At 60.0% G+C, this 26,900-nt stretch carries 26 protein-coding genes and 1 tRNA gene; 11 read left to right on the top strand and 16 right to left on the bottom strand.

The features are described from left to right. The first annotated feature begins 5 nt into the window (after positions 1–5). Positions 6–3,170, top strand: a complete 3,165-nt coding sequence (locus AD928_RS09680) for a TonB-dependent receptor domain-containing protein (protein WP_062250153.1) — start codon at positions 6–8, stop codon at positions 3,168–3,170. A gap of 161 nt (positions 3,171–3,331) precedes the next feature. Here AD928_RS09680 and AD928_RS09675 read toward each other — a convergent pair whose 3' ends face one another. Further along, positions 3,332–4,930, bottom strand: a complete 1,599-nt coding sequence (locus tag AD928_RS09675) for an L-lactate permease (RefSeq protein WP_062250152.1) — start codon at positions 4,928–4,930, stop codon at positions 3,332–3,334. Positions 4,931–5,219: 289 nt separating this feature from the next. Between AD928_RS09675 and AD928_RS09670 the strand changes: the two genes are divergently transcribed. After that, the gene (locus AD928_RS09670; protein ID WP_407639266.1) at positions 5,220–6,650 is read left to right on the top strand and encodes a lytic transglycosylase domain-containing protein; all 1,431 of its coding nucleotides are present in this window, start codon (positions 5,220–5,222) and stop codon (positions 6,648–6,650) included. Between the two features lie 43 nt (positions 6,651–6,693). Here the strand turns inward: AD928_RS09670 and AD928_RS09665 are convergent, their stop codons facing one another. Beyond that, entirely contained in the window at positions 6,694–7,059 is a 366-nt protein-coding gene (locus tag AD928_RS09665; RefSeq protein ID WP_062250148.1) for an Ivy family c-type lysozyme inhibitor, read from the bottom strand. A 99-nt stretch (positions 7,060–7,158) separates the two neighbouring features. Between AD928_RS09665 and AD928_RS09660 the strand changes: the two genes are divergently transcribed. Both AD928_RS09660 and AD928_RS09655 read left to right on the top strand, forming a co-directional pair. Continuing rightward, positions 7,159–7,857: a glycosyltransferase family 2 protein gene (locus tag AD928_RS09660; protein ID WP_062250147.1), complete on the top strand. Its 699-nt coding sequence runs from the start codon at positions 7,159–7,161 to the stop codon at positions 7,855–7,857. Positions 7,858–7,866: 9 nt separating this feature from the next. Continuing rightward, a complete protein-coding gene (locus AD928_RS09655) occupies positions 7,867–8,118 on the top strand; it encodes a hypothetical protein (protein ID WP_156470173.1) in 252 nt (83 codons plus the stop codon). A gap of 219 nt (positions 8,119–8,337) precedes the next feature. Here AD928_RS09655 and AD928_RS09650 read toward each other — a convergent pair. Continuing rightward, positions 8,338–8,414: transfer RNA gene (locus AD928_RS09650), tRNA-Arg, on the bottom strand. A 71-nt stretch (positions 8,415–8,485) separates the two neighbouring features. Beyond that, entirely contained in the window at positions 8,486–8,956 is a 471-nt protein-coding gene (locus tag AD928_RS09645) for a hypothetical protein (protein WP_233420034.1), read from the bottom strand. A 255-nt stretch (positions 8,957–9,211) separates the two neighbouring features. On the opposite strand from AD928_RS09645, the gene guaA reads away from it, so the two are divergent. Continuing rightward, a complete protein-coding gene (gene guaA, locus AD928_RS09640) occupies positions 9,212–10,813 on the top strand; it encodes a glutamine-hydrolyzing GMP synthase (RefSeq protein ID WP_062250143.1) in 1,602 nt (533 codons plus the stop codon). Positions 10,814–11,090: 277 nt separating this feature from the next. Here guaA and AD928_RS09635 read toward each other — a convergent pair whose 3' ends face one another. The 5 genes from AD928_RS09635 to mtnA form a co-directional block, all read right to left on the bottom strand. Next, positions 11,091–11,675, bottom strand: coding sequence for a DUF3574 domain-containing protein (locus AD928_RS09635; protein WP_062250141.1), 585 nt, complete (start codon positions 11,673–11,675; stop codon positions 11,091–11,093). A gap of 27 nt (positions 11,676–11,702) precedes the next feature. Continuing rightward, positions 11,703–12,740 (bottom strand): cysteine synthase A, encoded by a 1,038-nt coding sequence (locus AD928_RS09630; protein ID WP_062250139.1) that lies wholly within the window; start codon positions 12,738–12,740, stop codon positions 11,703–11,705. Between the two features lie 105 nt (positions 12,741–12,845). Beyond that, positions 12,846–13,766 (bottom strand): DUF2272 domain-containing protein, encoded by a 921-nt coding sequence (locus AD928_RS09625; protein ID WP_062250137.1) that lies wholly within the window; start codon positions 13,764–13,766, stop codon positions 12,846–12,848. Positions 13,767–13,915: 149 nt separating this feature from the next. Beyond that, on the bottom strand, positions 13,916–14,410 hold the full coding sequence (ybaK, locus tag AD928_RS09620; RefSeq protein ID WP_062250135.1) for a Cys-tRNA(Pro) deacylase: 495 nt from the start codon (positions 14,408–14,410) through the stop codon (positions 13,916–13,918). Between the two features lie 179 nt (positions 14,411–14,589). Continuing rightward, a complete protein-coding gene (mtnA, locus tag AD928_RS09615; RefSeq protein ID WP_062250130.1) occupies positions 14,590–15,684 on the bottom strand; it encodes an S-methyl-5-thioribose-1-phosphate isomerase in 1,095 nt (364 codons plus the stop codon). 323 nt (positions 15,685–16,007) lie between these two features. Here mtnA and AD928_RS09610 point away from each other — a divergent pair, with 323 nt between their 5' ends. Then, entirely contained in the window at positions 16,008–16,736 is a 729-nt protein-coding gene (locus AD928_RS09610) for a hypothetical protein (RefSeq protein WP_062250128.1), read from the top strand. 457 nt (positions 16,737–17,193) lie between these two features. Here AD928_RS09610 and AD928_RS09605 read toward each other — a convergent pair whose 3' ends face one another. Genes AD928_RS09605 through AD928_RS09595 form a run of 3 tightly spaced genes read right to left on the bottom strand, consistent with a single transcriptional unit; the run spans position 17,194 to position 19,388 of the window. Continuing rightward, positions 17,194–18,231 carry an asparaginase gene (locus tag AD928_RS09605; protein ID WP_062250126.1) on the bottom strand — a complete coding sequence of 346 codons (1,038 nt, stop codon included), beginning with the start codon at positions 18,229–18,231 and terminating at the stop codon, positions 17,194–17,196. 21 nt (positions 18,232–18,252) lie between these two features. After that, entirely contained in the window at positions 18,253–18,828 is a 576-nt protein-coding gene (locus AD928_RS09600) for a hypothetical protein (RefSeq protein ID WP_062250124.1), read from the bottom strand. Further along, a complete protein-coding gene (locus AD928_RS09595) occupies positions 18,825–19,388 on the bottom strand; it encodes a Fur family transcriptional regulator (RefSeq protein WP_062142358.1) in 564 nt (187 codons plus the stop codon). Before AD928_RS09595 ends, AD928_RS09600 begins: the two co-directional genes overlap by 4 nt. A 227-nt stretch (positions 19,389–19,615) precedes the next feature. On the opposite strand from AD928_RS09595, the gene AD928_RS09590 reads away from it, so the two are divergent. The 3 genes from AD928_RS09590 (at position 19,616) to AD928_RS09580 (ending at position 22,201) form a co-directional block, all read left to right on the top strand. Then, the gene (locus AD928_RS09590) at positions 19,616–20,494 is read left to right on the top strand and encodes a metal ABC transporter solute-binding protein, Zn/Mn family (protein ID WP_062250122.1); all 879 of its coding nucleotides are present in this window, start codon (positions 19,616–19,618) and stop codon (positions 20,492–20,494) included. 62 nt (positions 20,495–20,556) lie between these two features. Continuing rightward, positions 20,557–21,417 (top strand): metal ABC transporter ATP-binding protein, encoded by an 861-nt coding sequence (locus AD928_RS09585; RefSeq protein WP_082779846.1) that lies wholly within the window; start codon positions 20,557–20,559, stop codon positions 21,415–21,417. Beyond that, positions 21,410–22,201, top strand: a complete 792-nt coding sequence (locus AD928_RS09580; RefSeq protein WP_062250120.1) for a metal ABC transporter permease — start codon at positions 21,410–21,412, stop codon at positions 22,199–22,201. The genes AD928_RS09585 and AD928_RS09580 overlap by 8 nt, the downstream gene beginning before the upstream one ends. Before the next feature lie 19 nt (positions 22,202–22,220). Here AD928_RS09580 and AD928_RS15290 read toward each other — a convergent pair whose 3' ends face one another. Further along, the gene (locus AD928_RS15290) at positions 22,221–22,355 is read right to left on the bottom strand and encodes a hypothetical protein (protein WP_256441415.1); all 135 of its coding nucleotides are present in this window, start codon (positions 22,353–22,355) and stop codon (positions 22,221–22,223) included. Positions 22,356–22,374: 19 nt separating this feature from the next. Continuing rightward, positions 22,375–22,869 carry a flavin reductase gene (locus AD928_RS09575; RefSeq protein ID WP_062142388.1) on the bottom strand — a complete coding sequence of 165 codons (495 nt, stop codon included), beginning with the start codon at positions 22,867–22,869 and terminating at the stop codon, positions 22,375–22,377. A gap of 60 nt (positions 22,870–22,929) precedes the next feature. Between AD928_RS09575 and AD928_RS09570 the strand changes: the two genes are divergently transcribed. Then, a complete protein-coding gene (locus AD928_RS09570; protein WP_062250118.1) occupies positions 22,930–23,952 on the top strand; it encodes an enoyl-CoA hydratase/isomerase family protein in 1,023 nt (340 codons plus the stop codon). On the opposite strand, the gene AD928_RS09565 is transcribed toward AD928_RS09570, so the two are convergent. Beyond that, the gene (locus tag AD928_RS09565; RefSeq protein ID WP_062250116.1) at positions 23,940–25,103 is read right to left on the bottom strand and encodes an arabinose transporter; all 1,164 of its coding nucleotides are present in this window, start codon (positions 25,101–25,103) and stop codon (positions 23,940–23,942) included. The two genes, AD928_RS09570 and AD928_RS09565, sit on opposite strands and share 13 nt — an antisense overlap. A 54-nt stretch (positions 25,104–25,157) precedes the next feature. Beyond that, the gene (locus AD928_RS09560) at positions 25,158–25,607 is read right to left on the bottom strand and encodes a hypothetical protein (RefSeq protein ID WP_062142350.1); all 450 of its coding nucleotides are present in this window, start codon (positions 25,605–25,607) and stop codon (positions 25,158–25,160) included. A gap of 211 nt (positions 25,608–25,818) precedes the next feature. On the opposite strand from AD928_RS09560, the gene AD928_RS09555 reads away from it, so the two are divergent. Beyond that, complete coding sequence (locus tag AD928_RS09555) at positions 25,819–26,862, top strand: glycosyltransferase family 61 protein (protein ID WP_156470172.1); 1,044 nt, start codon at positions 25,819–25,821, stop codon at positions 26,860–26,862. The last annotated feature ends 38 nt before the right edge of the window (positions 26,863–26,900 follow it).

The raw sequence follows: 26,900 nt of genomic DNA, 5'->3' as shown, positions 1-26,900 counted from the left end.
GCAGATTGACGAAACACGGGCAGAGCAAAAAGGGGCGCGTTTCCCTGTCCTTTTCCCTGCTGTATGTTTTGCCGGTTCTTACTGCCAGCGCGCCGGTTTTTGCGCAGGCTGCCGCGCCACAGGATGCAGCCAATGCGGCTGAAGTCGCGCCGGGTTCTGCCAAAGCCTCAAAGAAATATGTCACCCGCTCCAAAGCAAAAGCGGCTACAAATTCAGCACCGGCTAAAGCATCTGTCGCCCCGGCTGCCCCGGCTGCCCAGGCTGCTCCGGCCGCTACTGCCCCGATCACTGCCTCAAAAACCAGTGCTGCGCGCACAACCGTTTCCAATGCCCGCCTTGCTGCTGCGGAATCTAACAAGCCGGAAAGTGTGACGGTTATCGGGTCGCTCTTTAAAGATCCTAACCTGAAAAGCATGTCGCCCATCACGCACATTTCGCGGCAGGACATGCAGCGTCGCGGGTTTGCAAACGTCACGGATGCTTTGCAGTCTCTCTCGTCCAACGGGGCAGGGACGCTGGCAAACTCCTTCTCGGCAAACGGTGCGTTTGCCGGTGGTGCCTCTGCGCCGTCTCTGCGAGGTCTTTCAACAGACTCAACGCTGGTGCTGATGGACGGCATGCGTCTGTCCTACTATCCGCTTTCTGATGATGGTGAACGCAACTTTGTGGACACCAACTGGATGCCCTCTTCCATCATGGAGTCAGTCGATACCATGGAAGATGCAGGCTCATCCCTTTACGGTGCGGATGCGGTCGCCGGTGTGATCAACTACAACACCCGTAAAGAAATCAAAGGGTTTGAAGGCAACGCGGAAGGCGGTCTTGCACAGGGCGGTTTTGGCGGTCATCAGAAGCTGTATGCAACATACGGTGTGGGTGACCTGCACCGCGATGGTTACAACTTCTACGTCAACTCTGAATATCAGCAGGATGACGCCATTTATAACCGCCAGCTGGGCTACCCGTATAATACGGCGAACCTGAGCGGCATTGGTGGGATTGACGGCACAACAAACGTGTCTGATGGCGCTGGCGGCATCAATAACTTTGGCGCAACGCCGGTTGCTCTTGTCCGCCCCAGTGATGGCGGCAACAGCGGCACTGGCGCATGGCAGTTGCTGAACCAGTCAGCGGGTTGCGGTAAATATGGCTCCGTGGTGACGGGTGCAGTGGCCGGGGCTGCGGGCACCAGTCAGGCCTGCTCTCAGGATTCCGTCCACGACTATTCCCAGATTTCGCCGTCCCTGCGGCGCATCAGCGCAACCGCGCATCTGACTGTGGACGTGACGCCGCGTTCTCAGTTGACGACGATGTTCATGTATTCGCAGTCTCTGTCTGAGTATTCAAGTTCACCGTATGCGGCACGTTCACGCTCTCAGTCCCGGAATGCGGATAGTTACAGCACGCCGCTTCCTGTCTATTTGCCGGACGGCTCTCTGAACCCGAACAACCCGTTCGCCGCGCAAGGTGAAGAAGCCGAAATTAACTACGCCTTTGGTGACCTTACCCCAACCACGGAGCAGTTCAGCCAGAACTTCCGTGGAGCCCTTCGTTACGCTGGTACAGCAGCCTCCCATTGGGGATCAGACTGGAATTACGACGTCAACTTTACCGGCATGAATACCATGCTGCAGCAGACCATTACCGGTGCGCCCACCATTGCCGGTATCAAGAATGCGATTACCAACGGCACGTATAACTTTGTTGATCCGTCTGAAAACAGTCAGGCTGTTCTGAATTCCATCGCGCCGAAAAACGTCATGAACGCCCGCTCTCAGGAATATTCGGGTGACATGCATGTGTCCAAAGGGCTGTTCCGCCTGCCGGGCGGTATGGCGAACCTCGCGATCGGTGGGAACATTCGTTACGAAGCTCTGAACGACCCAAGCGCAAACCCCTATGACCGTAACAACCCGGATGCGCAGTATGTAGGGTACATTAACCCCTTCAACGCCGCAGGCAGCCGTTGGGTTGAAGCCGGATACTGGGAGCTCGGTCTGCCATTCCACAAAATGGTGCAGGCTGATATTTCCGGCCGTTATGACCATTACGCTCAGGGCAGCGGGTTTGGACGTTACTCACCTAAAGCGGGTCTGTCTTTCACGCCGGTGCGTCAGTTTACGCTGCGCGGCACGTTCTCCCGTGGTTTCCGTGTGCCCAGCTTTGCGGAAACAAACGGCATGAACGTGGCCTACACCACGTATAACGTGACCAACCAGAACTTCATCAACCAGCATCTTAACGCCAACGGCACAGCCAACAGCTATGCACAGGCTTACAGCCTTGGGCAGAACACGGCAGGTAACCCGAACCTGAAGCCGGAAATTTCCACCAACTTTACCGGCTCTGCCATTATCCGCCCCACGGACTGGCTAAACTTCACGTTCGGATATTACTACATCAAGAAGAGCAACTACATTGCGCCGAACCCGCTGGGCGCGACGGCTATTGCCAATGCATGGCTGACGGGCGGGGACGCCGCTCTTCCGGCAGGCACAAGTGTGACGCCGGATGTGGTTGATACACAGAACCCCACTGGGCAGGTTCGGCCCTACATGGTTAACCTGGCCTACCTGAATACCCGCAGCCTCGTCACAGATGGTGTGGATATGAAGGTGAACGCCAATGTGCGTCTGCCGGGCTTCCTGCGGGAGGTCCGTCTCATCAGCACCGGGCAGGCAACCTATGTCCGCTCCTTCAACCTGACGATGCCGGACGGGCAGGTGCAGCATTGGGCTGGCACGCTGGCACCGTACAACGCGGTTTCTGCCTCCGGCACACCCCGCTGGCGTGCTAACTGGTCCAACACCTTTATCTGGAAAAACCTGTCTGTTACGCCGACGGTTTACTATACCAGCGGCTATAAGAACGTGGCAGAAGATACCAACGGTGTCGGCACCCGGAGCTGTGGGGATAGCGCCAACCTTCTGGTCGGCAGTGCATACGCTCCCACCAACCAGTGCCATATTAAAAACTGGTGGGATGTGGATCTGAACGTGACCTATCGTATCAACGACAGATGGCGCGTTTACACCACGGTGTATAACCTGCTGGGTTTCCGCTCTCCTGCTGATTACGGCACGTTTGGGTCTTACCTTTACAACTCCGCCTGGACTGAAAAAGGTGCCATCATGCGGTCCTTCCAGTTCGGTGTGAACGTAACCCTCTAATCCGAAAAACAAAGTTTGCAGGGCGGTGTTTCCTCACCTCCCTGCGGTTCTTTCGGGATACTGCGGACGATATGCAAAAGGGTCAGAGGATTATCCTCTGACCCTTTTTTATGGGCTGTTGCCCGTAGTTTCGGGAAACAGCCAGAACGGAATGCGCCGGCCTACCGCATAATAAACTGCTGCACCGCCACCATCACCCCAAGGCAGATGGTCAGGAACAGGCTGTGTTTGAATGTGCGGGCCAGCACCACGCCTTCCTGCCCTTTGAGGGACGTGACGGCCACGCCGGTGGTAATGTTCTGCGGGGAGATCATTTTCCCCATCACTCCGCCGGATGAGTTGGCGGAGGCAAAGACCACCGGGTCCAGTGAGAGCTGGTGCGCAGCTGCCACCTGCAAATTGCCGAATAGCGCGTTGCCCGACGTATCGCTGCCTGTCAAAAAGACTGCAATCCAGCCGAGGAAAACGGAAACGAACGGGAACAGAACGCCTGTGGAGGCCACGGCGTATCCCAGCGTGTAGGTCATGCCGGAATAGTTCATCAGAAAAGCCAGACCGATGGTCAGGGCCACCGTCACCACGGCCAGCCAGCCCTGCCGTGCAGTGGTGACCAGCGCTGCCCAGATTTTGCGCGGAGCAAGGCGGGTGAACAGGGCCGTCAGCAGGGCGGAAACCAGAATGGCCGTGCCCGTGCCCAGAGGCTCAAAGTTCCAGACGGCCGCATAGGGTTTCTGATACAGCGAGATAAAGACCTGATGGTCCAGCCCTGGCCAGTGGATGGGCATCGCGCCAATTTTGGCAATGTGCAGGGAATCCCACACAATCACCACCAGTACGACCGTGATCCACGGAATCCAGCCCTGCCAGTGTGGGCCGTTCCAGTCGCCTGCCTTGCGGGGCGCCTGTTGCAGAATACGGTCGTCAATGGCGTGGGCCGGGTCAGGCGTTGGCTGCCAGACTTTCAAAAACGCAATGGTGGCTAGCAGAGAAACGCAGGAGGAGAGCACATTGGTCAGGCTGTATGTCACCCAGCTGGAGACAACCACCAGTGTCAGGGCAAAGCTTCCGCTTGCCACTACCAGCACCGGCCAGATCTGCCGCAGTGTGGACCAGCCCGCATACAGCACCATCACATAAAACGGGATGAAGAAAGCAAAGGGTGCAATCTGGTGGCCAATGGTCGCCCCCAGCGTATCGGCGGGCAGGCCGGTAATGGAGGCCAGCACGGTAATGGGAATACCAAGGCCGCCAAATGCCACCGGGGCGGAGTTGAAGATCAGCACATAGGTCAGGGCTTCCAGCGCGGGGAAGCCGAGCATGATCAGCAATGCGCTGGTAATCGCGACAGGTGTGCCAAATCCGGCAACCCCTTCCAGCGCGGCGCTGAAGCAGAACCCCAGCACGACCAGCATAATTCGGCGGTCATTGGGCAGATGGGTGATGATCCACTGTCGGAAGGCGTCAAACCGCCCGCTTTCCATGGCGATGTTGAAGAGAAACAGCGCGGAGAGCGCAATCCACATCACCGGCAGGAAGGAGAAAATCACGCCGTTGCTGATACTGGCGAGGGCCAGCGAGACCGGCAGCCCCCAGACGCCAAGGGCCATGATGACCCCCACAATCAGCCCGCCCAGCGTGGCCTGCCATGCGGGGCGCCTCAGCACGCCCATCAGGACCAGCGTGGTGAGAATAGGGGCGGCGGCAAGAAGAAAGGAAAGAACCAGAGAGTGACCTGCAGGCACGAGAGGCTGAATAAACATGATCGTCTCTTTGACAGGATTAATCCCCAAAACGGGAAGGTCCTATGCGTAACGTGCAAGTCTGTAAGAGGCTGACTCACGTTTGAGTGTAAGAGGCGGAGAAAAGCCGTTTTCATTAAAATGACATAATAGTAACCTTAACAGCATCATCCCTGATGTCAGGGTGACTTGAAGGTTTTTAGCGGAGCGTAGGGTAAAACAGGCGCGTCAGGCGGCAGAGCAGAGCCGGTGGCGCAGGGATAAGGGGCAGATTGTGCGGAGTCGAACACCAAAAGCACATTCACTTTGCGTGCTGGCGACAGCGCTCGGGCTGGGGGCAGGTGGTTTTCTGCCCGCGCAGGCTGGCTCCTATCACGCTGTGTATGACCCCAATGCCGCGTATGACCCGGACGCCATTTATGACATGGGCACCGTCGAGACCACGCACCCGGCCTATCGTGCCCCCGGTCCGGCGGAAGACCCCTGGGGGCCATATATCCGGCAAGCCGCTAAACGCTTTGCTCTCCCCGAGACGTGGATACGCGCGGTCATGCAGCAGGAATCCGGCGGTAAACAATATCTCAATGGCGGCCTGACAACGTCCGGGGCAGGGGCTATGGGGCTGATGCAGCTCATGCCCGCTACCTATGCGGACATGCAGAGCCAGTATGGTCTGGGGGGCGACCCTTATAACCCGAAAGACAATATTCAGGCCGGCGCCGCCTATATCCGCCTGATGTATGACCGCTACGGCGCACCGGGCTTTCTGGCCGCCTACAATGCCGGGCCGGACCGGGTGGATGATTACCTGAATAATGGCCGCCATCTGCCGGATGAAACGGTGAATTACGTGGCCGCCATTACGCCGCATCTGGGCGGTGGTGTGGCCGTGCGTGGCAAGTGGGCGCCGGTGCCTATCCAGAGCACAACGCAGGTTGCGTCTTCCGAGGCCTATTACGCCAAGGCCGATCTCTCCCGAACCGCCGATGGCTGCCTGAGAGACCCGGATGCCGCGTATGACCCTTCCGCTCCCTGCCTGATGGACCGCGACATTCCCCACCCCGACCCGGTGCCCGAGGCCAGCAGTCCGGCACCTGTCGCGGTGGCGCAGGACGATGCACCCACTGTTCCGGCGCAGGCCCAAATGGCGGCCAATACGGGCACTTCCAATGTCGGACAGTTTGCGGCTGGTTCTTCATCTTACGGAACAGAAGCCCCCATACAGACAGCATCCTCTGCCCCTGTAACCCAGTCCGCTACCATCACGCAGGCCAGCCTGCCACCGGCTCGCGTCATGCCGGCCTCTTTCGCGTCTGCGTCGTCATCCCGCACTCAAACAGGCCGCGTGCAAAATGCCGTTTACACGTCGCCCGCATCGTCTTCTGCGCATGTGCTGAGGTTGCCAGCTTCCTCTTCTTCGTCTGCCGGGGCCAGCCGTGCCCCGATGCTGTCTTCTGCGGTTGCAACACGATCTTTGCAGACATCGCATAGCGGTAAGGGCGGCACGGTGCAGGTGGGGGCTTTTGCATCCTATGCGGAAGCGCGGCGTACAGCAGAAAGTGTGAACCGTGTTCTCGCGTCTCGCTCCATGCAGGCAACGCCGACCGTGCAATCCGTCTCCGTTTCCGGAAAAGCCATGTATCGGGCACAGCTTGTCGCCAGTGATGGCTCAGGCGCTTCCGGCGTTTGCCAGATTCTGCATGCCCGTTCCATGCCGTGTATCCCGGTAAGGAGCAGCTAAGCCGGCGGGCAATGATCACACAGGGTCATTGCCTTTTAAGGCGTCATTTCGCCGGATCATCCGGGTTGTTCTTGTGGTAAGACGCCGTGAGTACAGCAAGGGTTTCCGCATTCGGCTCACCGAGCGGCAGCTGGTAAAGCGTTTTGCCGTAACGGCGGGACAGCAGGCCCCATGTGGCCTTGCCATCTTCTGAGAACACAACATCAAGCTGATGGTCGCCGCAGTCATGCGGTTTGCAGAGATGGCCTGTCAGATAGGTCTTGCCGTTCTGCTTCAGCGTTTCAGCCGGTGCAGAAACAGCCGCGGCTTTTGTAACCCAGTCAGGCAGTTCCGTCATGGTTTGCGTGCTTTGTGCAAAAGCCGGGGTCGCAAGGCAAAGCGCCAGTGCCATAAACGGGAGTTTTTTCATTCTTGTTGCTCCTGTCAGAAGACTGCAAAAGGATAGCCCCTCCAGTGTAAACCCGTTAGACTCAAACACAGAGTATAAAATGCGGATGTAAAGACCCAGATGAACACGAATGCGGGACTGGTGGACTTCCTGAATGGACTGAATCATCGCGCAAAACGCGCGTTTGATACGCTGCGGGCCGGACCACGCTGGCAGGTGCGGTCAGACGTCACCATTCCCGCTTTGCGGCATACTGCCCTGCTTATGCTGGTGAAAGATGAAGCCGATATTCTGGGGCTGAATTTACGGCATCATTACCGGCTGGGTTTCCGGCGCTTCTTTATTCTGGATAACAACAGCACAGACGGCACAGCGCAGGAAATTGAGCTTTTTCGAAAAGATGCGCCTCCGGCTGATATTTTTTACGCACAGGACTATCAGGACGCTTATTATCAGGCTGCAAAAATGCAGGCTCTGCAACAGTTTGCAGAAACCTACCTGCGGCATGATGCCAACCCGCCAGACTGGATCTTTTTTGTGGACGCGGATGAATTTATCACCTGCTGCCATACTGGCCCAAAAGCGGGCGAAAAGTTCGCCCGGGTACTGACGGACCCTCAGGCCCGGCTTCTGGTCTTCCACTGGGCGCAGGCGGCGTTGGTCACAAGCACGCCGCCTTATCGGCTGACAGCCTTTGGCCCGTCACTGGCTGAAACAGAGTGTGCCGTGTGGCCCGCCATGCGGCAGGAGGTCACAAAGGTCGCGCTCCGCACCGGGTACGGGCTGACAACAGGGCAGGGCAACCATTTTGTGGAATAGGTCGATAGTGTGCAGGACCATACCCGCCTGATGATGGAAGCCGGGTTCTGCATGTTGCACTTTCCGCAGCGCTCCATGGCGCAGATTGAAAGAAAAGTGCTGAACGGCATGCGCGCCCTACAGGCAAGCACCCTGCCGCCGGAAATGGGGAAACATTGGCGGGAGCATTATGACCGTTATCAGCGCGAAGGCTCTGCTGCCTTACGCGCGTTGCTCACGCAGCATCTGGCGCTGTGTCTGGCAGAAGGGCAGGACACATAACTCAGTGTGCTTTCTGGCCGCGCAGCCCGGAATCTCGCAAAGACCCATGCAGGCAGTCGGGTTTTCTGGAGATTTTGCAGAAAATGGAGAAAAAGCCCGCTGAGCGGGAAATCCCTTAAGCCAGCCTGTCTCTGTAAGGCAGAGAAAAGCGGATCAGTGATGCACAATCCCAGACAGAAAATCTGAAAACCAAAAGTGCTTCAAATTGAAAAAGGGAAGTGGTGCACCCGAAGAGACTCGAACTCCTAACCCCCAGATTCGTAGTCTGGTGCTCTATCCAGTTGAGCTACGGGTGCGCCTTGACGCGGTGTTTAGCCGGGGGCGCCGGGTCTGGCAACCCCCAAAATTCACATGAGGCGATTTTTTTTCAATCGTCCCCCATAAAGTTCTTCCAGGCCCGGCCTTCGGGGCGTTTGAGCGTCACATGCGCACGGCATTCCGGCGTGCCGTAAACGCCTTCAAACGTATCGCCGACCGGATGCGCTTCAAACACCATAGGGAGCTGCTGATGGTGGGAGTCCTGCAGGATCAGCTGTGCATGATAATGCGGCGTCTTCTTATCCGGCACACCACGCAGCACCAGCGCGCCCATTTCCGGCGTGAAGGTGATGTGCTTGGGCTGGACCTGCATGAGCGAGACCGTATGCACCGGGCAGTTGTGGCCTTTCTCGGCCACCAGCGTGCCAATCCATTCCCCATACGGGTCATCCGCCGCCGGGGCCGCCGCGCCACAGAACAGCGCCAGCAGGGCAACCCCGGCCAGCGGCAGGGCGCGCAAAGGCTGGCGCGAGTGGCTGGTGGAGGTCTTGCCGGGGGCCAGAAGAGAGAAAGGATTCATGAACACGCTCCTGTCAGAGAGAAGATCCGGGGCCAGATGCCCCCGTTCAAGGGTCTCACCTGCGCCACGCCTTTATAAAATGATGCTGCGGAGAGTCTTATTATAGGGTGACGTTTGTAACCCATCGCTTTATATCCGCTGTCTAGCATACAGCTGCCCCGTTGCCGGTGTCCCCTGTTTCCGGCGCTCTGCCCCGGTGGTGGCTGTCCGTCGTTTAGAATGCCGCTCAGGCGCTGACCAGAAAGACAGTAGCTCATGCCTGCCGATGCCACCATCCCCGCTTCCTCCACCAAACTGGACGAGTCCCTTCATCAGGACCGTATCCTGATCCTGGATTTTGGCAGTCAGGTGACACAGCTTATTGCCCGCCGCGTGCGGGAAAGCGGTGTCTATTGTGAAATCTGGCCGTTCACCGCCACGGCAGAGCGCATCCGCGCTTTTGCACCGCGCGGCATTATTCTCTCCGGCGGTCCTGCCAGCGTGACCAGCCCGGATTCTCCCCGCGTGCCGGAAGTCGTGTTCGAGATGGCCGTGCCGGTTCTGGGCATCTGCTACGGCCAGCAGGCCATGTGCCTCCAGCTGGGCGGGCAGGTTGAAAGCTCCGACCATCGCGAATTTGGCCGCGCCTTTGTTGATATTGTGGAAGACTGTGCCCTCTTCCGTGGCGCATGGGCCCGCGGCAACCGTGAGCAGGTGTGGATGAGCCACGGTGACCGCGTGACGGAACTGCCCCCCGGCTTCCGCATTGTGGCCGTGAGCGAAGGCGCACCGTTTGCCGTTATCGCGGATGAAGGCCGCCGCCTGTATGGCGTGCAGTTCCACCCGGAAGTGGTGCACACGCCGCACGGTGCCGCCCTGCTGCGCAACTTCACGCATAACGTGGCGGGCTGCTCCGGCACATGGACCATGGCTGGCTTCCGCGAGATGGAAATTGCCCGCATCCGTGAGCAGGTCGGCACCGGCAAGGTGATCTGCGGTCTGTCCGGCGGCGTCGATTCCTCCGTGGCGGCTGTGCTGATTCATGAAGCCATTGGCGACCAGCTGACCTGTATCTTTGTCGATCACGGCATGCTGCGTGCGGGTGAAGCTGAGGAAGTGATTGAAACCTTCCGTGGCCGCTTCAACATCACGCTCGTGCATCGGGATGCGTCCGAGCTGTTCCTGCGTGAGCTGGACGGCGTGACGGACCCGGAAATCAAGCGCAAGACCATTGGCCGCCTGTTTGTGGAAGTGTTTGAGGAAGAAGCCACCAAGCTGGGCGGCGCGCAGTTCCTCGCGCAGGGCACGCTGTATCCGGATGTGATCGAAAGCGTCAGCTTTACGGGTGGCCCGTCTGTCACCATCAAATCGCACCATAACGTCGGCGGCCTGCCGGAACGTATGAACATGCAGCTGGTCGAACCGCTGCGTGAACTGTTTAAGGACGAAGTGCGCGATCTGGGCCGTGAACTGGATATCCCGGAAGCCATTGTCGGGCGGCATCCGTTCCCCGGGCCGGGTCTGGCTATCCGTATCCCCGGTAACATCACGCGGGAAAAACTGGACCTGCTGCGGAAAGTGGATTCCGTCTTCCTTGAAGAAATCCGCGCTGCTGGCCTGTATGACGCTATCTGGCAGGCCTTTGCGGTCCTGCTGCCGGTCCGCACCGTGGGTGTTATGGGCGATGGCCGCACGTATGATCAGGCCTGCGCCCTGCGCGCTGTGACCAGCACGGACGGTATGACGGCGGATGTCTACCCGTTTGACATGAGCTTCCTCAACCGCGTGGCTGGCCGCATCGTCAACGAAGTCCGCGGCATCAACCGCGTCACTTATGACATCACCTCTAAACCGCCGGGCACGATTGAGTGGGAATGATCCCCTAAGTCACCCTCGTAAGAGGTGAAAAGCTGATAAACACAAAAACCGCCGCCTGAAGTTATCTTTTTGGGATGACTTCAGGAGCGGTTTTTGTCGTTCTGGAGTGTCTTGTTTTGTGCGTTATGAAATGCAAGCAGAAACACACTGGTTCTTTGGAAACACTGGCGTGATTAGGAGTTTGTTTCGTTCCTGCGGGGGGCAAGGGCAGTATCGGAGAGGCGCTGGCCTCAGTTCCGTAAGTCTTTACAAAACTGCCTTTACTTTACAGAGCTAATCAAAACCCCGCACAAACCGGGGCCACCATCAGCCCCACAGACTGCTGCTCAAAGCGCTCTTTGTAGCGGTTGCGGATGGTGTCCAGCCGGGTGGGGAGGTCCGCTGCCGGTGCGGCAATGATCGTCACCAGTCGGGCGGGTTCCTGTGAGACACGCCCGGTTTGCGGGTCCTGCCATTGTCCCTGTGCGGACAGCACGGAAAGCCCGGCAGGGAAGGCGGGGGTGAGGGTGGTTTTCAGAAAATCCCGCCATTCAGAGGCAGAAATAGCCTGCCCACGTGGGCGCGTCTGCCCAAACAGCAGCGTAATGTTCAGCATCGGGTGTGTCTGAAAAGCCTGACACAGCGTGGGTGTGGCGTTTGCAGGCGTTGGCTCTGCAATCTTTGAGCCCGCCTCCAGATTTGCCGTGGCGGGCGGCGCGCCAGTCGTGGTGGCCGGGGCGTGGGCCGCGGACGTGCCGACAATGCTCTCAGCACCGGGGGCGACAAGCGCGCTGCCGCACCCGCTCAGAACAACGGCCATTCCGGCCAGCGCACCCCACCGATGGATGCTGCGCGAAGGAAGCAAGGGTGTGCGGACCGGCATGGTGATGACCTCTTGTTTATCCGGTTGTTAATCCAGCCAGGGGGCAACCGGCAGGTTTTTGCCCCGCAGGAAGGTGGGGTTGAACAGCTTGGACTCATAACGCGCCCCGCCATCGCACAGGATAGTCACAATCCGGTGCCCCGGCCCAAGCTTGCGGGCCGTGCGGATGGCAGACGCCACGTTAATGCCGGAGGAGCCACCGACCGACAGACCTTCATCAATCAGCAGGCTATAGATAATGTCCAGTGCTTCCGGGTCGGGAATGCGCTCGGCATCATCAATCGGCGCGCCTTCAAGGTTGGCCGTCACGCGGGACTGGCCAATGCCCTCGGTAATGGAGGAGCCGGAAACGGACAGATCATTGTCCTTCACCCAGCCATACAGGCCAGAGCCTTCCGGGTCAGCCAGCACAATGCGCGGGGCCTTCACGCCAGCCTTGCTGGCGGCGTCATGCAGGCCCATGGCCGTGCCAGCCAGCGTGCCGCCGGTGCCGCAGGCGCAGGTAAAGGCATCAACCTTACCGTCCATCTGCTGCCAGATTTCCGGCGCCGTGGTGGCGCGGTGGCCTTCACGGTTGGCAAGGTTGTCAAACTGGTTGGCCCACACATACCCACCTTCTTCCGCCAGCCGGCGGGAGACATGCACGTAATTGCCTTCATCCCGATACGGCTTGGCAGGCACCAGCCGCAGGTCCGCGCCAATCATCCGCAGAAAGCCGATTTTTTCCTGACTCTGCGTCTCCGGCATCACAATAATGCATTTATAGCCGCGTGCATTGGCCACCAGTGTCAGCCCGATGCCGGTATTGCCAGCCGTGCCTTCCACCAGTGTGCCGCCGGGCTTCAGCACGCCCCGGCGTTCGGCGTCTTCAATAATGGCAAGGGCTGCACGGTCCTTCACGGAGCCGCCGGGATTCATAAATTCGGCTTTGCCGTAAATCTCGCAGCCAGTGGCTTCAGACGCCTTGCGCAGGCGAATGAGCGGTGTGCCGCCCACAGCGCCCGGCATATCGGCAGAAAGGGTGTGCCAGCCGGGGCGGGCGGAGGACGTTGCACTGTCAGTCATATCTGGTTGCACCTTCTCGCTTCGTTCAACAGGCTCGCATCTGCGCGCATCAGATCATGAAGTCTGTCGTATTCAGAACAGGATAACAAGATGGTGCCGGGGTGTTTACAGCCCCGCGTCCGGTTCCGCCTCTGCATCATAGAGCACTTCCAGAATGGTGCACCACGGATAACGCGAGTCATAACTCTCGCCGCTGGGGGCGGAGATGTGGCCGCTTGCGTCCGTTGGCACATGCGTCAGCGCCACGGCATCATCAATATTGCCGCCAATAATGCTTAGCTGATGGCCAAAAGGCTGCCCGGTCTGGTTGGTGGCAACCACATAGCCGCAATGCGCCGGAAAGCCGTAGGAGGTCGGCAGGCTGGAAAAGCGCACGGACGTTTTGGCGCGGCCACGGCCCACGCAGATCAGGTCACCCTGTTTGGGCACATAGGCCGCCGGGTCCTGCGCGCGCAGGACGGAGGTCTGCCCCGCAGCCGCTGCATTGATATAGGTGGAGTGGTTGGGGGAGTAGGGGAAGCGGTTATTCGCCCCGGCCACACGCATCACATAAGAGATAAAGGCAGCGGACCACGCATAGTCGCCGTCATGCACAAAGTTGGTCAGGCGGCCACTGGCGTCATGCTTGCCGGTAAAGGTGGATTCCGTCACGTCCGGGTCCATCCCGATCCACCAGTATTCCCCAACACGTTCCCACAGGCCGGGGGCGCGTTCGGGTTTGACGGAGGCAATCTGGGGTTCCGGGCGTAGTTCCGGGTCATCATCATTCACCGGGCTGCCGAACATCCGCCATTCCCGCATGGCAATGGCCACAACGTCCTGCCGGTTGAACGGCTCATAATTGCGGGTAGCAAAATCCGGCACATGGCCGGAATAGCTGTAACCGTAGCTCCCTGCGGTGCTGCCTGCGGCAGGAGTTGCGGTGGGGCGAGCCCCCGGAACGTGCGAAGGTTGCGCCGCACAGGCTGCCAGACATAAGGGGGCCAGCAGGGCAACAGAGAGCTTGCGTGACAATCTCGTCTCCATCCAGACAAATCCCTCCGGGGTGCCCGGAGCGTCAGGAGCCCTTGCCGTCAAGAGCTCTCCTGTTCTGCATAAGCCGCCGCGCGACGTGGGAAAAGAGGGGAGTGCCTTTTTCACAGCACCCCTGTTTCCTTTTTGTCGCGTCTGTGTCTTCAGGCAGCCGGTTCAACCGTCAGGTCAGCTGTCTGGCCGTTAACGCATTTTACGGCATCCGCCGGGGCCAGTCCAACCACCAGACCACGCCCGCCGCCGTTGATGTACATGATGTCCTGCTTGAGTGCGCTTTTTTCAAACACGACCGGCACCTGTGTGCGGGAGCCAAACGGGCTGATGCCGCCAACCTGAAAGCCCGTCAGCGCTTCTGCCTTTTCCGCACACAGCATCCGGGCGTTTTTACCGCCAAACAGGGCCGCGACCTTTTTCAGGTTCATTTTCTGATGTACGGGAATAACCGCACACACCACCTGCTTTTTATCAATTTCGACCATCAGGGTCTTGAAGACCTTTTCGTTATCAATCCCGATACCTGCTGCGGCGTGCAGGCCAATTTTGCCGGGGTCAGACACATACTCATAGTCATGCATGGTGTAGGCAACGCCATGGGCCGCCAGAAATTGGGTTGTGGGGGTTTCTATCGTCTCAGACATGCTCTTGCCCTTTCAGAATGGCATCATGGCGCGGACTGTATTGCGTCGTATAGCGCTTATCAGGCGCAGGCCGGGGGCCGTCAAGAAAAGCCGTGCGCATAGGCGTATGCACAAAAAAATGCGGCACCGGACAAAGGGGCCGGTGCCGCAGGATCAGGCTCGGATGAAAGACTGTTTGTTTACTGTTCAGGAAACAGAGAGCGCAGGCCTTCTTCTGTCGCCGGGCAGATGCCGCGCTCAGTAATCAGGCCCGTCACAAGCCGCGCCGGGGTGACATCAAACGCCGGGTTGGCGGCGGGGCTGCCGTCCGGGGTAATCTGCACGCGGGTCTGTTTTCCATTCTCGTCCCGGCCCGCGACATGCGTGATCTCGGACGCTGCCCGTTCTTCAATAGGGATTTCCGTCACGCCATTGGCCACGCTCCAGTCAATGGTGGTGGAGGGCAGGGCCACCCAGAACGGAACCTTGTTGTCCTGCGCGGCCAGTGCCTTCAGATACGTGCCGATCTTGTTGGCGACATCCCCTGTGCGGGTCACGCGGTCTGTGCCCACAATGACCAGATCAACCTGACCATGCTGCATCAGGTGGCCGCCAGCATTATCCGCAATCACCGTATGCGGCACGCCGTGGCTGCCCAGTTCCCACGCGGTTAGGGCAGCCCCCTGATTTCTCGGGCGGGTTTCATCAACCCACACATGCACATTCAGCCCTTCATCATGCGCCATATAGATGGGCGCCAGCGCCGTGCCCCAGTCCACGGTGGCAATCCAGCCCGCGTTGCAATGCGTGAGCAGGTTAATCTGTGTGCCTGCCGGGCGGTTTTTGGCAATCTCACGGATCAGTTCCAGCCCGTGGCGACCAATGGCCTCGTTCTGGGCGGCGTCTTCATCACAAATGCGGCCTGCTTCCGCATAGGCCGCAGCAACGCGGTTCTCCGGGGCAACGGGGCGCAGGCTGTTCAGCATACGGTCAATCGCCCAGTGCAGATTTACGGCGGTGGGGCGTGTGGCGGCCAGCATGGCAGCGTTCTGCTCCATGGCGGCATCACTGGCGTCCTGCCGCAGGGCCAGCGCAAGGCCGTAGGCTGCCACAGCCCCAATCAGCGGCGCGCCGCGCACCTGCATGGTGCGGATGGCATGAGCCACCTCCTGCTGCGTGGTCAGGCGCAGGATATCGAGGGAGAAGGGGAGGCGGGTCTGGTCAAAAATGTGAATGGACCAGCCATCTTTTTCATTCACCCAGACGCTGCGATACGGCGTGCCGTTGATCTTCATGAACCTGTTCCTGTCAGGATTGGGGATATGCGCTGATAATACCGGAGAGTTCATCGGATCACCACTCCCGGTCTGCGGACATGGGGTGTCAGCGGCCGGAATGGAACCCGTGGCACAAGGTGGGTCTCCGTAAAACGCCGGTTATTCTTTCTGGTTCTAAAGTATTTTTTGCATTTTCTGTTGTTTTTGTTATGAATGACACGAGTTTCAGGTCATCGGGGCGCCTTTCAGGAGCCTTTCCTGAAAGAGTAAAAAGAATTAATTCTATAATCTCGTTTGTATTTCTTAAAGTTTTGCAAGCGGGGATCAAAATGGAGTTTTGAATGAGCGAAACCAAAAAGCGCCGCGCCACGGCCCGGACTTCCGTATCCGCCGCCCGTACAGCCCCGGTTGCCACGCGCCGCACGCGCAAGACCCCCGCAAAAAACGCGGTAGTGGAAGAAGAAATTGCACCCAAGGCTCCGGCTCGTAAGCCGCGCAAGGTTGCCGCTGCAAAAGTGACGGACGCTGTTAAACCGGCCCGCGCCCCCAAAGCTGCAAAAGCTGAGGCCGCCCCGAAGAAAAGAGCAACCGCTGCAAAAGCTCCGGCCAAAGCCGCTGCCAAGCCTGCCACCCGCACCCCGCGCAAAGCCGCCGCCGCTGCTGCTGAAGCCAAACCGGCAACCCGCGCTACACGCCGCAAGGTTGTAGAAACCGTTGTGGAAGCACCGGCGCCTGCACGTCGTGGCCGTCGTCCGGCTGCTGCCGCTGCTGTTGAAGTCGCAAAGCCGGTTAAAGCAACGCGCAAAGCCGCTCCCCCCAAGCAGGCTGCTGCTAAAACCACCACGGCCCGTAAGGCTCCGGCCCCGGTCAAAACCCGCACACCGCGCGCTAAAGCTGCTCCGGCAGAAAAGAAAGTGCGTCTCTCCGCTGTTGAAAAACTGCGTATTGTGCAGGAAACCCGCCGCCAGAAGCGCTATGACCGTCTGGCAGCAGAAGCGGCTGAAGCTGCAGCCAAGCCCGCTACCACGCGCGGCCGCAAAGCTTCCAAAACCACCCGCAGCAAGAAATAAGTTTTTCTGGTCTGGCCTCTGTGCGCAGAAGCCAGACCGATCTGCTGCGGCCGCCGGGGCCTGTTTTATGCAGGTTTCTCCCGGCTGGTTTGGTTTCCGGCAACACAGAAAATCTCTGCTGCCGATGGTCTTTTTCTCTGGATGAAGACGTTTTTCAGGTCAGACAGACGCATCATGTCAGACCATACACCCTAAAAATATTTTAATGCTTTCTTCAAAATAAACGAATTTTCTACAAAGTGTTTTTGTTTTGTTCCTGTTTTTGCGCAGAATGACTTTGAAATTCACAAATTTTTATGCGTTTGGGGTGTTTGTAAATGCTCTACGGGTCATGGCCGCAGGGATAAGCCGTAACACCTATAAGAAGGCAGCGCCTCACGGCAACGCAGATCATAGCCTGAGGCCAATCTCCACGCTGCCATAAGGGCGATGCAGGCGTTTTATAAAACCGTGATGCTCAGGCCGCTGCGTCGGGCAGCCTGTCTCCGGCCAGTTCACGAGAGGCGCGGAGTTCACCTACCACCAGACCGTTCCAGTTCTTCAGCGGACGGCGCATAAAGTGGTTCAGGATCGGGGCGTCTTCACCCCCAAAGCGGGCAATCAGCGCCGCGGCAGCCGTTTCCGCAGCCCGCACGCCGCCATCCCGACATTTAATGGCAATGCCCAGACCTTTTTCCGGCAGAATGGCAATCATCACGCCTTCCGCGCCCATTTTGGTCAGCACACGCGGGGCCAGATCCTGCATGACCAGCGTATCAAACTGGTCCGTGCCCGCAATCATGAACGGGGCAGAGGAAATGGCAGCCCGCAGACGTTGTGCAGCCTGCGCACGGTCCGCACTCAGCCCCGTGCCGGTGGCAAAGCGCGCATAGGCCAGTGCCAGGGCAGAGAGCGGAATGGCCCATGTGGGAATGGCGCAGCCATCCGTGCCCCGGTTGGCATCGGTATGCGGCACACCCGTTACATCGGCCAGCGTACGGGCCATGGTCTGCATAATGGGGTGTTCCGGGCGAATGTAATGGGCCGGGTCCTGCCCCGTCGCGCAGGAGAGGCAGATAAAGCCCGCATGCTTGCCAGAGCAGCAGTTATGCAGCGCGCAGGCCTGCTCACCCGTGGCCGCCAGAGCGCGGGCCGCATGGGCATCCAGCGGCCAGTGGGTGCCGCATTCCAGCACACCATAATCCCACCCGGTGCGGCCCAGCATGTCTGCTGCAACGGCAATATGCTCAGGCTCCCCCTGATGCGAGGCACAGGCCAGCGCCAGAGCTTCCTGCGGCAGAGAGTATTTGTCCGCAGCGCCTTCCGTTAGTAGCGGTAACGCCTGCAGGGCCTTCACGGTGGAGCGCGGATAGATGGGGGTGGTGACATCACCCGTGGCAAACACGGTTTTTCCCGAGGCATCCATCACAACCGTCGCGCCATAATGGCGGGATTCCACCCGGCCTCCGCGTGTGACCTCAGCCAGAAGCGTGTCGCTTTGCGTGTTTCCTGTCATGGTTGCTTATCGATCCTGTTTCTATCTGCTTCCGCTCAGCAGATAACACGGAGCGGAAAATTCTGCGCTGTGGTCCGGGTCCGGTTCCAGCCACTCGGAGACCATGGTGCGCCGCAGACGTAGCACCACAGGTGTTGTGGCGAAAAGTCCCGGTGGGTCATCAGTCATTTTCGTCAGCCAGTGCGCCACGCCGCCGCGCTCTGTCAGCAAAAGCGGGTGAGTTTTGCGCAAGGGCAGACCCTCGGCCAGAAACTGGCTGGCTGTGTCTGGCTCCGTGACCAGATAAAGCCAGCTGTCAGCTGTGGCGTGCGGGGAAAAGCCAGTGGCAGGCACAGCAGAAAGCCGAAGTTCTTCGGTATCCAGATGCGTGCGGGGTGGCCGGGGGCGCGGCGGCAGAGGGTGCGTAAACAGATCGGTCTGTAACGGGTTTTCCGCTTTTGCGCGGGGCGAGCGTCTGGCGGGCGTTGCACGCTGGGGTCGGTCAGCGTCTGTCTCGTGGGCCGGTGTGGTCTGCGTGCCAGCCTTGCGAGGTCTTTTACCGGGCTGCGCACCCAGCAGGTCAAACTGCACAGGTGGGCGGCCCGGTTTTGAGGTCATGAAGGGGAGGGGGCAGCCTGTTTGCGGGCGGCTTTGCCTGCCGGGCGGGCTTTGGCAGCACAGTCGGCGCACAGGCCAACGACTTCAATGGATGCCCCCTGCATGACAAAATCCTGCTCCCGGCAAATGCCGCGCAGTGTTGTCAGCAGGCTGGAGTCCGCAATTTCCGTCACACTCTTGCAGGATTTGCAGATAAGGAACTGCGCCGTGTGCAGGCAGGTATCATGATCGTGGTCATGGCAATGGTCGGGGTCGTGGCCGGGTGCGTCATGCAAAAGATGGGTGCAGGGCACAAAGGCGGATAGGCGCTCAATCCGGTGGATCAGCCCGTGTTCCAGCAGAAAGTCCAGCGCGCGATAGACTGTCGGCGGGGCCGGGCGGCGGTCCGGGGTTTTAATCTTTTCCAGCAGGTCATACGCGCCAACCGGGGTTTTTGCGTCCAGAATCAGACCAAGAATTTCGCGGCGCTGCTGCGTCATGCGCCCACCCTGCCGGGTGCACAGGGCATCCGCCCGGTCGAGCTGGCTTGTGGTCGCGGGGGAAAACTCTGTGGGGGTCATGCGGTCACTACAGTCTGCGCGGCAGAAATCACGGTTTGTCTCCAGTCCGGCCTTGGGAGCGGGTGTATCTTACGCGTGCCAGAGAGTGAACGCAAAACAGACCAGCCCTTCGGGTTCTGGTCAAAGTCATCATGTTATAATATCACGTTCACCCGGCTGGCGGTCACAGGACTCGTTTGCCGGTCTGCACTGCCTCTGTGAACAGCCGATCGACAAGGATCAGCCTGATGCGTTTTCCTGCTTCTGTTTTGTCTTGCCTGATGCTTGCCGGCATATGGTCCGGTTCTGCTACGGCGGCGGAAACGCCCGTGGTGGTTGCTGCGGAAAATACGTGGGGCGATCTGGCCGCGCAGGTGGCGGAACCGGATATGCACGTCACCTCTATTCTGAACGCGCCGACCATCGACCCGCATCTGTATGAACCCACCCCGGCAGATGCCCGGCTGGTGGCGCAGGCCAGCCTCGTTGTGGCGAACGGCGCGGGGTATGATGCCTGGCTGGACCGTCTGGTGCAGGCCCGGCGCGGGCCGCCGGTGCCGGTGGTGAAAGCAGATGGCTGGACCGGCTGGCATGAGGGTGATAACGCGCATCTGGCGTATAATCTGCCTGCCGTTGCGGCCTTTGTGAGCCGGTTTATTGCTGCCTGTCAGGCGACGGATCCGCAGCATGCCGGGGCGTATGAAGCACGGGGTAAAACCGTCATGGCCGCCATTCAGACTGTTCTGGACGCCATGACCACCCTGCGCGCGCAGGTGCAGGGCCAGCCCGTAGCAGCGACGGAGCTCGTCTTTACCCCGCTGGCCGATAGCCTCGGTCTGGTGATGAAGGAGCAGGCTTTTCAGGTGGCCGTTATGAATGATGTCGAGCCGCCGGCGTCCTCCGTGGCGCAGTTTGATGCCGATATCCGCCAGCATGCCGTGCGGTTTGTGGCCTATAACGCACAGGCCGACCGCCCCTCCGTGCAACGGCTGATTGCGCAGGCGCATGCTGTTGGGGTGCCGGTGCTGCCGGTGCGTGAGATCATGCCGCCTGACACCCACTGGCAGGACTGGATGCACGGTATTCTGACGCAGGTCGCGCAGGTGCTTGGCCAGCCTACCCCATGACATTCCCTTTATCACCTCCGCACGATCCCGAGGCTTGCGGCCACTCTCATGCCGGATCAGGCATGCAGAGTGCGGCAGAGCCTGCACAGGCGCACCTGTCAAAACCGCGCGCTGCACCAGAGAGCATCAGCCTGCAGGATGTCACGCTGGCACGGGGTGGCCGCGTTGTGTTGAGTCAGATCAGTCTGGCCATCCCGCAAGGCAGTTTTGTCGGGGTTCTCGGGGCCAATGGGGCCGGGAAAACCACGCTGTTTCACGCACTGCTGGGGCTGGAACCGGCAGTGCAGGGGAGCATGCAGATCAACGGTCAGCCGGTGCGCCGTGGGCATCGCGCTGTGGGTTATATGCCGCAGATGCGCAAGCTGATTGGCGGGCAGTTTACCGGCTGGAGCATGGTGGCCTCGGCCCTGCACGGGCAACGCTGGGGGCTACCCTGGTATGGTCGCGCCGGGCGAGCGGCGGTGGATGCCGCTCTTGCGGCAGTCGATGCGCAAGATCTGGCGCAAAGGCCAGTTGCTGCGTTGTCTGGCGGGGAGCGCCAGCGCCTGCTGCTGGCGCAAACGCTGCTGGATGACCCTTCCGTGCTGCTGCTGGATGAACCTCTGGCCAGTCTGGACCCCGCCCGCATGCGGGAGACAGTGGAGCGCATTCACACCCTTGCGCGCGCCCGGAACATGACGGTGCTGATGTCCGCCCATGATATCAATCCGCTGCTCGGCCTGATGGACCATGTGCTGTATCTGGCCCGGGGCAAGGCGCTGCTCGGCACGGTGGATGAGGTGATTACCACCAAAGCTCTCACGGCCCTGTATGGCGCACCTGTTGATGTGGTGCGGGCCGGAGGGCGCGTGTTTGTGGTGGCGGAAGGCGGCGGTTCGGCCTTGCAGGAACATGACTGCGGAGGGTGCGTTGCGCATGCTTGATTATGACTTCATGCGCACGGCGTTTCTGGCCGCACAGCTGGTGGCGCTGGTGTGCGGCCCGGTCGGCTGGTTTCTGGTGTTGCGCGGGCAGACCTTCGCCAGCCATGCGCTCTCCCACGTTGGTTTTGCCGGAGCAACCGGCGCGCTCATGCTCGGTCTTTCCCCCCTGACCGGACTTGCCGGAGGCGCACTGGCCGCCGGTATTCTGATGGGTCTGGCCGGAGACCGCGTAGCCGGGCGTGATGTGATGATCGGCCTTGTGCTGTCCGTCGCCATGGGCGTGGGGGCGTTGTTCCTGCACCTGCTCACCCGCTCGGCCAGTGCGGCCACGGCGCTGCTGTTTGGGGATATTCTGGGCATCAGCCCCGGTATGCTGGGCTGGCTGGCGCTGCTTTCCGCCGGGTGCCTGATGGGGCTTGGCATCATGGCCCGCCCGCTGCTGTTTGCCACCCTGCAACCGGAAATGGCGGAAGCCAAAGGCGTTCCGCTTCAACTGCTGGATGTAATGTTTCTTGCACTTGTGGCCATTGCCACGGCGGAATGTGCGCAGATAACCGGCGTTCTGCTGGTCTTCACACTCATGGTCGCCCCGGCGGTAACCGTGCTGCGGCTGGGCCTGTCCCCGCTCGCTGGGCTGGGCGCGGCAGCCGGTCTCGCTCTGGCCGAAGCATGGGGTGGCCTGATTTTGTCATGGTATACAGATTGCCCGACCTCCTTCTGGATCGCCCTTCTGGGCGGCGCGGGCTTTCTGCTGGTCGGACTGGCGCAGCGTTTTAGGGCGTAACAGCCCTTAAGCCCGCTTTTTACTGCGGCAAAGACCAGTCCAGCCAGCCCCACAGCAGAATGAATACTGCCAGACACACATGAATGATAATCAGCGTGCGAACGGTAATAACCGGCACGTCATCTTCATGTTCCATTTTGGGGCGAGGGGCCATGGGTCAGGGTCCTGTCAGATTAAGGCGCCGTATGCGGCAGAGCGTGATAGGCGCGGTTGAAATAGACAAGTCCACCCGCCGTTTCATGAATGCGCAGGGCTTCAACGACCCCAAATAGCACACTATGCGTGCCCACTTCCACAATCTGGCTAATGCGGCAGTCAAACGTGGCCACGGCCTCTTCCAGCACCGGTGCGCCGGTGGCCAGTGTGGTCCAGTGCCCGGTGGCAAAGCGTTCCGCCATGCTGTTGGGGCTGGCAAAATGGTTGGACAGCGCCTGCTGCGTGGCGGAAAGCACGTTCACGCACAGCGGCCCCCCCATCACAAACGCCTCGCGCGCACGGCTCGCGCGGTTCAGGCAGACCAGCAGGGTCGGCGGGGTATCCGTCACGGAGCAGACGGCGGAGGCGGTAAACCCCACGGGGTCTTCCCGCGTTCCAGTGGTCACAATATTAACAGCAGCACCAAGTCTGGCCATTGCGTTGCGGAAGGTACTGGTTTCCAGCGCCAACATCTGCTCTCCTTCATCCCACTCCAGACGCAGTGTTTTGTGCATGAATATAAGAGGAAAGCAATGACTGAAGCCCTCCTTTCCGGCACGCCGACCGTCAAAACAGAACGGATAGGGCCGGTGGGCCGCATCCGGCTGGACCGGCCGGCCAAGCTTAATGCGGTGGATCTGGAGATGGCGGAGGGCATCGCCCGTGTGCTGGAGGCCTGGGAAGAGGACCCGGACGTCACGCTGCTGCTGCTGGACAGCACAAGCCCGCGAGCCTTCTGCTCCGGAGGCGATCTGCGCGCTTTGAGCGATCTGATCCGCGTGGAAGGACCAGAGGCCGGGGTGCGGAAAATTACCCGGGTGTATGGCGTCATGCGGCAGATTGCGGCTTACACGAAACCGATTGTCTCGCTGCTGGATGGGATCGCTATGGGCGGTGGCATCGGGCTGGGCGGCCATGTGCCGTATCGGGTGGTTACGGAGCGGTCTGTGCTCGCCATGCCGGAAACTGGCATTGGCATTACGCCGGACGCCGGGGGCTCGTGGATTCTCGCCCAGATGCCCGGCCTTTCCGGCTTGCGGCTGGCACTGCTTGGGGAGCGGATGACCGGGGCTCAGGCAGTCCAGAACGGGTTTGCGGATTATCTGCTGCCATCCGGCAGCCTGCCGGATCTTGTCACGCAACTCGCCACTCAGCCGGTGCCGGATATGCTGGCAACGCTCGCCCAACCCGTCCCCGCCGCCCCGGAACATGCGGTGGAGGCATGCTACAATGCGCCCGATCTGGCGCAGGTCCTGCACAATCTGGAGGCCGACGGCAGTGAAGCCGCCCGGCAGGACCATGAGGCGCTTTCCCGCCTGTGCCCGTTTTCTCTTCAGATCACATGGGCCGCATGGCACCGGGCGCGCACGCTGGAGTCACTGGATGACGCCTTTGTGCAGGAAACCACGCTGGTCAGCCACCTGATGCCTCGCCCGGATTTTCTGGAAGGGGTGCGCGCCAAGCTGATCGACAAGGACAACGCGCCGCGCTGGCAGCCCGCGACGCTGGATGAGGTCAACCCGGACGAGGTCGCGCGCTGCTTTCAGCGGCTCTGAGGCTTCAGCGCCAGCAGTAGGCACACAAGGCCTGCTCCCAACATGGCGCACAGGCTGCCCAGCAGGAAGACTTCGGCATAACCGCTGCGGTCTGCCAGAAACCCGGCCAGCGGCCCGGTGGCGGCGTAGGCCAGATCCTGAAACGCGGAAAACCCGCCAAGCGCTGTGCTGCGCATGGGGGCGGGCACCAGATGCACCACTTCCACCCCCAGCGAGGGGTAGACCATGGAGCAACCTGCTCCCGTGAGAAACGCGCCAATTAATGCGACTTCCGGCGAGTGCGCCCCCCAGATCAATGCCAGCCCGACGGCTTCCACTAACAGGGACGGAAGGGCCACTTTCAGCCCGCCGATCCGGTCAGGCAGATGTCCGCACAGCAAACGCATAGCCACAAAGGCCACGCCAAAGCAGGTCAGCCCCCACCCGGCATAAGACCATCCCGCCTGCAAAAACCGCAGAGAGAGGAAGGCCCCGAGGGCTGCAAACCCAATTCCCTGCAAGGCAACAGCCAGCCCCGGCCAGCGGATTTTGTTCAGAATGGCCCAGAACGGTTCCCGATGCCCTGTATGCAGAGGGGCAGCAGGCAATGTGCTGATCAGCACCAGCCCCACTAACGGCAGAGCAGCGCTCACCGCCATCAGGATGGCAAAACTGAAGTGCTGATACACAATCAGCCCCACCGGTCCCCCCACAGCAAACGCGCCATACATGGCGGCCCCGGTCCAGGCCATCACCCGGCCTGCCTGCGGTTGCCCGGCCAGACCAATGCCCCAGCCCATCATGCCGACAATGCACAGGCTCTCCCCTAGTCCCAATAAAAGTCGCCCGGCAATCAGCACGCCATAGCGCCCGAATGGGGGAAGGGCGGGCAGGGTGGAGAGCAGGCAAAGCCCGCAGGCCAGCGCGTACAGCACCAGTCCACGCCGCATGCAGCGGTGGCCGCCCGAGGCATCGGCAATCTGCCCGGCATAATTACGGGTAAAAATGGTGGAGAGAAACGGAATGCCCACAGCCAGACCGGCCAGCACGTTGCTGAACCCCGGCCAGGACATGACGTACACCGGCACGGCTGTCAGAGACAACGCCACGCTGAGGTAGGAAAGGAAAAGCGCCAGACTCAGTCTGGGCAGGAAGGAACGATCGGTTTTCATGGATGCGGCAGACCGTATCGTGGTCGCTGGTTTATGGCTAGAGGGTCTGTCCTCTCAGGCGGCCTGACGTGGCGGTGGCGCAGTAAAGGTACGCCATGTGGTGTAGAGGTCCGCCTGCTCCGGGCTGGGGCAGCGTCCTTCCTTCCGTCCGTAATGGTTATAATGCGCGGCACCGGAGGGGCATTCCCCAAGCTGGACGGCAATGGCCACGTCCGGGTTCTGGCGCAGATACCAGTCTTCACAAAAGGGAGGGGCTGCTCCGTCCCGCTCTTCCCAATAGCCACGCGTGGCATAGTGCTCCTGCGCGGAGGATATGTGTCCGGCCCGGATGGCGTCCGCCACATCTGGATTGGTGCGCAGGTAGGCATCTTCATCAAACGGCTGATGCCGCAGATAGTTTTCAATTAGCAAAAGCAGCAGAGAGTGGGGGACCGTCACAGAGTGTTCATCAGCCTGCTCGGCAGACAAGCCAAGAGTTCTGGAGAGAAAGGAATACGGGATCATGCGCTCTCCTCTGTCAGATATTAATATTTCCTTAAAGTATGACAGCGGATTAAGCCGGGCAAGCCACAACGCTGCCCACAGGAATGGCTGACACGTTGGGCCAGACTGTTGCAGAAAGGCCGTTAAACCCGCATCACAGTCTCTCAGCCGGGAAAGAGGGGAGCGCACAAAAGTGGACGTGGTGGATATCCAGAGCCTGCACAGAGTGCCCGTGGCAGACGTTCCCTCTCCGGCGTTTCAGCTTGCTCCCCCGCGTGTGCTCAACCCCTCCACCATCCCGCCGCATATTCTGGACGCCATGCGCCCCGGCTGGTTTACCGGCGCGTTTCCCGCAGGCACTGTCCGCCTGACCAAGCTGTTTGATGTGTATGTCACGCTGGAAGGTCTGGTGTTTACGCAGGACAAAAAGCTGGTGCAGCAAAGCATCGCCCAGCACACGCCGGAAGAATGTGCACAGGGGCTGGCCCAGATCCTGCACGCCGAGCAGGCGCAGACCGTGCAGGTGGTGACCCCATCCTCCCTGCTGCTCCGCAAACGCGGGGAACAGAATTACGGGCACTGGATGGTCGAACTCCTGCCAAAACTCTGGCTGGCAGAAGAGCATTTGCCGCTTTGCTCCCTTGTCGTGCCGCGCCTGAGTGGCAATTTTGCCCGCGTGCTGCGGGATAGTGTGGCGCTCAGCACGTCCTTTGTGGCGCTCTACCATGAAATGGGCGTGCAGGATGTCGCCTTTTTCAAGGAACTGGTGGTGGTGGATGGTCTGACCAATCACGGCGTTTACATGTCGCCGCTGGCTTTCTCCCGCACGGATGACATGGTGGCCTGCGTGCCCGGCGCGCAGGCGCGCAGGCTGTATCTCACGCGCAAAAATCGCGGCAGAACCATTCAAAATGAAGAGGGCCTGATCGCCTTTTTGCAGGAACAGGGCTTTTTGTGTCTGGACCCCGCAGAACTGACTCTGCTGGAGCAGATAAAACTGTTTAAAAATGCAGACTGCGTTGTGGGTGTGATGGGCGCGGCGATGACCAACATCATGTTCTGCCGCAAAGGCACCAGAATTATCAATCTGGCACCGGGGAACATGCCGGATACGTTTTTCTATTTCATCGCCGGGCTGCGCGGGCTGGACTATTACGAAATCCGTGGAAAACTCTGCACTGAAACCGAAAGCTGGGACAGCCCGTTCGAGATTGAACGGGACCATCTGGCGCATGTTCTGAGTCTTGGCCCACAGGGAAACGCTGTTTTAGGGTAAAGCAGAACCAGCAGGCGGCCTCCTTCTTAAAAGGATGA

The sequence above is a fragment of the Acetobacter cerevisiae genome (genome assembly GCF_001580535.1).
Classification (GTDB): domain Bacteria; phylum Pseudomonadota; class Alphaproteobacteria; order Acetobacterales; family Acetobacteraceae; genus Acetobacter; species Acetobacter cerevisiae.
Note: the sequence above shows the minus strand (reverse complement) of the source record. Positions and strands in the feature narration are given on the sequence as shown.

Bases quoted from the DNA above. Each gene is read 5' to 3' on its own strand.
- AD928_RS09600 (WP_062250124.1), bottom strand. From the start codon at position 18,828: ATGACCTCAAAACCGGGCCGCCCACCTGTGCAGTTTGACCTGCTGGGT.
- AD928_RS09580 (WP_062250120.1), top strand. From the start codon at position 21,410: ATGCTTGATTATGACTTCATGCGCACGGCGTTTCTGGCCGCACAGCTG.
- guaA (WP_062250143.1), top strand. From the start codon at position 9,212: ATGCCTGCCGATGCCACCATCCCCGCTTCCTCCACCAAACTGGACGAG.
- AD928_RS09595 (WP_062142358.1), bottom strand. From the start codon at position 19,388: ATGACCCCCACAGAGTTTTCCCCCGCGACCACAAGCCAGCTCGACCGG.
- AD928_RS09565 (WP_062250116.1), bottom strand. From the start codon at position 25,103: ATGAAAACCGATCGTTCCTTCCTGCCCAGACTGAGTCTGGCGCTTTTC.
- ybaK (WP_062250135.1), bottom strand. From the start codon at position 14,410: ATGTCTGAGACGATAGAAACCCCCACAACCCAATTTCTGGCGGCCCAT.
- AD928_RS09645 (WP_233420034.1), bottom strand. From the start codon at position 8,956: ATGAATCCTTTCTCTCTTCTGGCCCCCGGCAAGACCTCCACCAGCCAC.
- AD928_RS09585 (WP_082779846.1), top strand. From the start codon at position 20,557: ATGCAGAGTGCGGCAGAGCCTGCACAGGCGCACCTGTCAAAACCGCGC.
- AD928_RS09560 (WP_062142350.1), bottom strand. From the start codon at position 25,607: ATGATCCCGTATTCCTTTCTCTCCAGAACTCTTGGCTTGTCTGCCGAG.
- AD928_RS09660 (WP_062250147.1), top strand. From the start codon at position 7,159: ATGAACACGAATGCGGGACTGGTGGACTTCCTGAATGGACTGAATCAT.
- AD928_RS09575 (WP_062142388.1), bottom strand. From the start codon at position 22,869: ATGTTGGCGCTGGAAACCAGTACCTTCCGCAACGCAATGGCCAGACTT.
- AD928_RS09605 (WP_062250126.1), bottom strand. From the start codon at position 18,231: ATGACAGGAAACACGCAAAGCGACACGCTTCTGGCTGAGGTCACACGC.
- AD928_RS09570 (WP_062250118.1), top strand. From the start codon at position 22,930: ATGACTGAAGCCCTCCTTTCCGGCACGCCGACCGTCAAAACAGAACGG.
- AD928_RS09665 (WP_062250148.1), bottom strand. From the start codon at position 7,059: ATGAAAAAACTCCCGTTTATGGCACTGGCGCTTTGCCTTGCGACCCCG.
- mtnA (WP_062250130.1), bottom strand. From the start codon at position 15,684: ATGAAGATCAACGGCACGCCGTATCGCAGCGTCTGGGTGAATGAAAAA.
- AD928_RS09630 (WP_062250139.1), bottom strand. From the start codon at position 12,740: ATGACTGACAGTGCAACGTCCTCCGCCCGCCCCGGCTGGCACACCCTT.
- AD928_RS09625 (WP_062250137.1), bottom strand. From the start codon at position 13,766: ATGGAGACGAGATTGTCACGCAAGCTCTCTGTTGCCCTGCTGGCCCCC.
- AD928_RS09675 (WP_062250152.1), bottom strand. From the start codon at position 4,930: ATGTTTATTCAGCCTCTCGTGCCTGCAGGTCACTCTCTGGTTCTTTCC.
- AD928_RS09610 (WP_062250128.1), top strand. From the start codon at position 16,008: ATGAGCGAAACCAAAAAGCGCCGCGCCACGGCCCGGACTTCCGTATCC.
- AD928_RS15290 (WP_256441415.1), bottom strand. From the start codon at position 22,355: ATGGCCCCTCGCCCCAAAATGGAACATGAAGATGACGTGCCGGTTATT.
- AD928_RS09590 (WP_062250122.1), top strand. From the start codon at position 19,616: ATGCGTTTTCCTGCTTCTGTTTTGTCTTGCCTGATGCTTGCCGGCATA.
- AD928_RS09635 (WP_062250141.1), bottom strand. From the start codon at position 11,675: ATGCCGGTCCGCACACCCTTGCTTCCTTCGCGCAGCATCCATCGGTGG.